The 6,975-nt window shown below is 47.7% G+C and carries 6 protein-coding genes; 4 read left to right on the top strand and 2 right to left on the bottom strand.

Annotated elements, in window-relative coordinates; genetic code table 11:
- Window positions 1-145: 145 nt before the first annotated feature.
- Window positions 146-1,855, bottom strand: a complete 1,710-nt coding sequence (gene kdpA, locus RMO35_RS13865) for a potassium-transporting ATPase subunit KdpA (protein ID WP_309741887.1) — start codon at window positions 1,853-1,855, stop codon at window positions 146-148.
- A 462-nt stretch (window positions 1,856-2,317) separates the two neighbouring features.
- Between kdpA and RMO35_RS13870 the strand changes: the two genes are divergently transcribed.
- Window positions 2,318-3,460, top strand: a complete 1,143-nt coding sequence (locus tag RMO35_RS13870) for a HAMP domain-containing sensor histidine kinase (protein ID WP_309741888.1) — start codon at window positions 2,318-2,320, stop codon at window positions 3,458-3,460.
- Between the two features lie 58 nt (window positions 3,461-3,518).
- A complete protein-coding gene (locus tag RMO35_RS13875; protein ID WP_309741890.1) occupies window positions 3,519-4,175 on the top strand; it encodes a response regulator transcription factor in 657 nt (218 codons plus the stop codon).
- A 13-nt stretch (window positions 4,176-4,188) separates the two neighbouring features.
- Here RMO35_RS13875 and RMO35_RS13880 read toward each other — a convergent pair whose 3' ends face one another.
- Window positions 4,189-4,752, bottom strand: a complete 564-nt coding sequence (locus RMO35_RS13880) for a Uma2 family endonuclease (protein ID WP_309741891.1) — start codon at window positions 4,750-4,752, stop codon at window positions 4,189-4,191.
- Window positions 4,753-5,134: 382 nt separating this feature from the next.
- On the opposite strand from RMO35_RS13880, the gene RMO35_RS13885 reads away from it, so the two are divergent.
- Window positions 5,135-6,517 carry a cation:proton antiporter gene (locus RMO35_RS13885; RefSeq protein WP_309741889.1) on the top strand — a complete coding sequence of 461 codons (1,383 nt, stop codon included), beginning with the start codon at window positions 5,135-5,137 and terminating at the stop codon, window positions 6,515-6,517.
- Window positions 6,518-6,664: 147 nt separating this feature from the next.
- Window positions 6,665-6,975, top strand: a 311-nt coding sequence (locus RMO35_RS13890) for a potassium transporter TrkG (RefSeq protein WP_396135669.1), incomplete at its 3' end; no start/stop codon positions are given.

Below are 6,975 nucleotides of genomic sequence, written 5' to 3' on the forward strand. Positions count from 1 at the left end.
TCTTTTTTAAGGTATTTTTTGCACTACAGACCCGCCCTCGCCTCGGGCTGTGGCTCCCCACTCCCATGTTTGGTTGTGGGTTTGGGGGTGAGGGCAAGATCTATGCTTCATACCCCAATTCAGCAACGCCAACTTTCTTTACCCATTACCCCTTACCGCCTAACAAAAAGCCTTCCGCGATCGGCCCTAGTGCCAGGATGGGAAAGAAAGTTAGTGCGCCCATAATTACAATTACGCCAGCGGTAACTCCGGTAAACAGGACGGTATCGGTACGCAATGTACCTGTCGTAAACGGTACGGGTTGTTTGCGGGACATCCCTTCAGCAAGCAGTAATAGAGACACGATCGGGACATAGCGACCGCCGAGCAGACTGATGGAGGTACTCAGATTCCACCACAAGGCGCTGGGTGCGGGTTGGCTGTCGGCTAATCCTTCAAACCCGGAGCCATTATTCGCTGCTGCGGAGGCATACTCATACATTACTTGCGCGAGTCCGTGAAAACCTGGATTGCTAATGCCAGCCAGGAGATCGGGAAATGCTAAAGCGATCGCACCCGGAATCAACACGAAAATCGGATGCACTAGCAATAGCAAAAAGCTAGTTAATACCACTTCGTTTTTTTCAATCTTGCGTCCCAAAAATTCCGGGGTGCGTCCGACCATCAATCCGGTGACAAATACTGCCAAAATCAGGTAGGAAAATAAATAAGCTGTCCCCGTTCCCTGACCGCCCCAAATGATTTGGAGGAACAGATCGGACAGTAACACAAAGCCACCCGCAGGCATAAAGGAGTCGTGCATCGAGTTGACTGCACCCGTCATCGTCCCCGTAGTAGTTACCGCATACAGCGCCGACTGCGCCCAGCCAAAGCGGACTTCTTTGCCCTCTAAATTGGGCTGTGTGCTGCCCAAAATCGAGTTAACGAGGGGGTTGCCGTTATACTCGCCGATCGCGGTGATGATGATAAATGCGACGTAGATGATAAACACCATCCCAAAGACCAACCAAGCTTGTTTGCGATTGTCGGCAATGACGCCATAGGTATAAATCATCGAGGTGGGAATGGAGATCATCGCTAGTGTCTGAATCAGATTAGAAAATCCATTGGGATTCTCAAATGGATGTGCGGAGTTAATTGCAAAAAATCCGCCACCGTTTTCACCTAATTGTTTGATAATCTCAAAGTGAGCGACTGGCCCGATCGCGATCGCTTGCCGCAGATTTGGATCTTCTAATGTCGGCACCAAAATTGGCCCCGAGAGAGTTTCGGGGACTCCTGACGCTACCAGTAAGAGCGTGCCGATGATACTAATCGGCAACAGAATCCGCGTAATCGCCTGAGTCAGATCGACATAAAAATTACCCAAGGGTCTACCCGTCAAACCGCGAATAAAAGCGATCGCGACGGCAATCCCCGTTCCGGCTGAGGTAAAGAACATAAACCCCAATCCCAACATCTGCGAAAAGTAACTATAAGTAGTTTCGCCTGAATAATGCTGCTGATTGGTATTGGTAATAAAGGAAATCGTCGTATGTAAGGCTGTATCCCAAGTCGGTGCCCCTAATCCAGTGGGGTTGAGTGGGAGTAAGCCCTGCAACATTAGGATGGAAAATAGCAATATTGCCATTGCCAAGTTGCTATATAAGATCGAGCGAGCGTACTGCCAGCCCGTCATCTGAGTTTGAATATTCACACCACTCAAACTATAAATCAGTCCTTCGACTGGTTCTAAAACTCGATCGAGAATGGTGCGTTGTCCGAGATAAACTCGGGCGATATAGCCCCCTAATAGTGGCGTAATTGCCACAATAATCGCTAACGTGATGCCAATCTGAATCCATCCCTGTAGCATGGGTTAATCTTCCTTAATTATGTCGGCGATCGTCAGCGATCGCGAAAGCATCGACCGTGTTTTTAATTCGCTGTTGTTGCTCTACTTATTGCGATCGTGACACAGATTTAATTCGTTGAAAAGGTATATCTTCTGTTTAGCATTAGTCAATCTAGCTGCTGCTATATATCTTGCCTTGCTGGTATTGTCTCATTTGCAACTTGTTTAGTTTTTGTTTAGATGATTAATTTCAGCATTCCAATTCAGACAATTAAATTTTATTTCAAAACATTTACCTAGACAGCTATTTATGTATGCTAATTTACAACTAAATTAGATCGAAAATCTATCTTTAGATAGATAGCTAAATGGCAAGTATTCATGCTGTCGATCGAACTGCGATGACGATCGTCAATTAGCCACCCAATTTCTAGAGCGCTTTATCGCTACACTAAATAAATCGCAATTTGAAGGAAGTGTGTGATGCCACCATGGACTCGTGCTGAAAACGTTGCCCCCACGACTAATTTACTAGCGACATTCGATTGGCAGCTCGATCTCAAGAATTTATCGTTATTCTGGACGACGATCGGCTTATTTGCACTGGTATTTACGCTAGAGATCTTGACGCCACCCGACTATGTGATGGGGTATCTCTATATCAGTCCGATTTTATTTGCCAAGCCTCATCTCAGCCGCCGCACGACGCTACTAATTACCGCACTGGCGGTAGTGTTGACACTGCTGAATATTTGGGTTCCAGGTCATCATCGAGAGATTCATCCGGCGATGGTGGCAAATCGCCTGATTACTGTACTAGCAACGATCGTGACGGGGATCTTGAGCGATCGCAATCGGCACATTCAACAAGCTCTAGCACAACAGCAAGCCAAATTGCAAATTCAAGAAAAACTGGCGAGTTTGCGCGAAGATTTTGCCTCCACTCTCACACACGACTTAAAAACGCCGATTTTAGGCGCGATCGAAACTCTCAAAGCCTTCGATCGCGAGCAATTTGGCAGCGTCCACCCCCAACAAAAGAGCGTTCTCAATACCATCATCCGCAGCCATCAAACCAGCTTGAAGCTACTGGAAACGCTCTTGGATGTCTATCGCAACGATCTCGAAGGACTCAAGCTCGACTGCCGTCCGCTCGATCTGGCCAAGTTAGCCGAATCGACAGCCGCAGAGTTGTTCGATCTTGCCGCCAGTCGCCGGGTGCATCTGTCCCTAACTTATGGTGACTCAGATTTTCGGCAATTCATGTGGGTAAATGGCGATGCCTTACAGTTACAGCGCGTGTTCGCCAACCTGCTAACTAATGCCATCAATCACTCGCCACGCGGCGCGAAAGTGGAAGTGGAATTGGGCGATCGAGCAGGCGATTGCGTCGTCAAGATCTTAGATACTGGTGCGGGGATTCAACCCGATGAAATGCCCCATTTATTTGAGAGGTTTTATCAAGGTTCGAGCGATCGCCAAGCCAGCGGATCGGGGCTGGGATTGTATCTGGCGCGGCAAATTGTCGAAGCACACGACGGGACGATTTGGGCGCAAAATCGCGTTCCTCAAGGTGCGAGCTTTGGGTTTCGGCTGCGGGCGATCGGCCATCCCACCACCCGATAGACCAGATCGATCGTGGTAATATTGCATTGTGGAGTTTGCTTTCCTCAAGTATGCTAAGATGCCGCTCGATCGCTTGAAAATTCTGCTAGTAGAAGATGATGAATTGTTTCGCCTGGGCTTACAAGTCCGCTTGCAACGCGAGTCGGGGATCGAGCTATTAGTAGAAGCCGAAGATGGTGAAACCGCACTCGATCTTGCCAAGCAACAACTCTTCGATCTAGTGCTCCTCGATATCGGCTTACCCGGATTGGGGGGATTGGAAACCTGTCGGCAACTCAAACAACACTATCCCAAACTGCCAATTTTGGTCTTAACCTCGCGCCATGAAACTGCGCTGATCTCTCGGCTAGTTGCCGCTGGAGCGCAAGGTTATTGCCTCAAGGGGGTAGCCGCCGCAACGCTAGTTTTAGCCATGCGATCGGTCATTGCTGGCGCATCCTGGTGGGATGCCACTGCCACCGCTGAGATTCATACGCTGTTTCAAAATAATCCTACTGACGCACTGGATATGGCGGTAGAACCGCTCACCAGACGCGAACGTGAAATTCTCAGCCTGATTGCGACTATTAAAACCGATCGCGAAATCGCCGAAATCTTGTACATTACGCCTGGTACCGTCCGCGTCCACGTCCACACGATTTTACACAAATTAGGGGCAACCGATCGCAAACAAGCCGTCTCGATCGCGACTCACAACAAGCTCCTCGATCTCTAGTTTACTTGCGCTGCTAATCCGCTAACCAACCAAATAATTCACCGACCGTTAATTTAAATGCTGCTGCGAATTCCGGAACGGGTAATAAACTATCTTTTTCTTCAAACACTGCCAGCGTGCGATCTGCAAAGTAAACGAATATCAGTTCTTCTTCTGGATCGATTAACCAGCCCATCTTAGTGCCATTGCTAAGACAATGTAGAATATTACGAATGACTTTTGTCTGGCTCTGTTCTGGCGAGAGAATCTCAATCGTCCAGTCAGGTGCGATCTCGAATACATTCGCAACTTTGCCATCATCATCGCGAGGAATGCGCTCCCATGCGAACACAGTCACATCAGGAACAGTCGAACGTCCACCAAATGTACAGCGTAATTCTGAATAGGCACGGGCAACGCGTTCGGGCTTGAGTGCTGTATTAATGGCGGACACAAGGTCGCCTTGAATGGTGCTGTGTTTTCCTTGCGGCATGGGCTTTTTGATGATTTGCCCATCGACAAATTCACTAGCAGGCTTAGTTTCTGGCAGCTTAAGAAAAGCTTCGAGCGAGATCGATTTAATCGGTGTTTGAACCATTGCCGGAAATAGCGATCGGTTATGAATATTATCAGCCAAATTCAGCTACTTACATTACGATCTCCATTTCAAGGCGATCGTAATGTAAGTGGCTGAACATAATTAAAGCGACAATGGCGAAATCGCTCTTCAGTCCCGCCTTCGCCTCCGGCTCCCCTCTCCCAAGCTTGGGAGCGGCGTTTTTATTCGGGGGGAACCCCCGAATAAAAAAAACGACAAGACAGAGGGGTTGGGGGTGAGGGCAAAGGGCTAGCTACTTATGACAGAGAAAACAAACACTTGACTATTTAGCCGCATCCATTCATCCTCTAAACTGGTAATGCTACATCTATAGCGATTCGGTTGTTTTTTCTATTCCTCCTTGTTTTTATTACAACAAACTATGTTTTTGAACGACACCCTGACTTTATGGAGTGCTGCCAGCGCACCGCCACTATTGGCGACAGTAGCAGCAGAATACTCGCCGATTATTCTGTCTGGAGTCTTACTAACTCTAGTGACGATCTTTATCGCCAGTAAAATTGGATCGGAAGTAGCCAATCGACTAGATTTTCCGCCAGTGCTAGGGGAATTGGTAGCAGGTGTAGTTGTGGGAGTTTCGGCTCTACATCTGGTAATTTTTCCTGAAGGTGGCTTAGTAGCGGCGGATTCTCTGTTGATGACGGCACTGCAAGCTCTCAATCACCTGTCGCCGGAGGGGATCGAAACCGTATTCGAGTCCCAGAGCGAAGTTCTCTCGGTGCTGGCAGAACTCGGCGTAATTATCCTCCTGTTTGAAATTGGGCTGGAGTCTGACTTGCGCCAACTCAAAGCGGTCGGAATTCAAGCGGTTGTAGTTGCCTGTGTGGGAGTAGCTGTACCCTTTGCTGCTGGAACGATTGGGTTGATGCTCTTGTTTCATGTGGCGGCAATTCCCGCGATTTTTGCTGGGGCAGCATTGACGGCAACGAGTATCGGGATTACGTCAAAGGTGTTGTCGGAGCTGGGGCAGTTAAAGTCTAAGGAAGGTCAAATCATTGTCGGTGCAGCGGTAATTGATGATGTGCTGGGGATTATTGTGCTGGCTGTGGTTGCCAGTCTTGCCAAAACTGGTGAGATTGATGTTACTAATTTGATTTATTTAATCGTCAGTGCCACCGTATTTCTAATCGGTTCAATTTTGTTGGGCGGTTTTTTCAATCAAACATTTACATCGATCGTCGAGAAGCTCGAAACTCGCGGCAACATTATTATTCCCGCATTTATTTTTGCCTTTTTCATGGCATTTTTGGGCAATGCCATCCATCTAGAAGCAATTTTGGGCGCGTTTGCTGCCGGGTTGGTGTTAGATGAAAGCGATGCGCGGGATGAGTTAGATAAACTGATTAAACCGATCGCCGATTTGCTCGTGCCGATCTTTTTTGTGACTGTTGGTGCAAGGGCGGACTTGGGAGTTTTGAACCCGACCGTACCGGAAAATCGTGCAGGATTATTAATTGCCGTCTTTTTAGTCGTGGTGGCAGTAATCGGTAAATTGGTGACTGGTTGGGCGGTATTTGGTATTCCTGGCGTTAACCGTTGGGCGGTCGGCGTGGGGATGATTCCCCGTGGTGAAGTGGGCTTGGTGTTTGCCGGGATCGGTGCGGCGAGTGGTATTTTGGATAAACCGTTACAGGTGTCGATTATTATCATGGTGATTTTGACAACTTTTGTCGCTCCACCATTTCTCCGTGTCGCCTTTGGTGAAGTCGAAACCGATACCCCGGTTGAACCGACTGGTGAGTAATATGCTTTAATCGTAAGATGTGTTAGCAAATCAGATCGCACACCTAGCGATCGCTAACCAGCAAAAAATCATTTAATAGTTAATAATTGGTAATTATTAATTATTAATTATTAATTATTAATTAATAATTAATAATTAATAATTCAGATGACAGTTTCTCGTACTATTTGCCTGGGTTTTCTTGCAGTCATATTGACTGGTGCAATGCTGCTAATGCTGCCGCTCTCGACGACGAGCGGGCAGTGGAATGACCCGATCGTGTCATTGTTTACATCTACCTCTGCCGTCTGCGTCACAGGGCATGTGGTAGTCGATACCGCCACCCATTTTTCCCGATTCGGACAGTTGATAATTATGCTGCTGATTCAGGTTGGCGGTTTGGGCTATATGACGGTGACAACGTTTCTACTGCTGTTGCTAGGCAGGAGATTTGGGCTAAAGGACAAAGTTGCCATTCA

The organism is Chamaesiphon sp. OTE_20_metabat_361, from assembly GCF_031364565.1.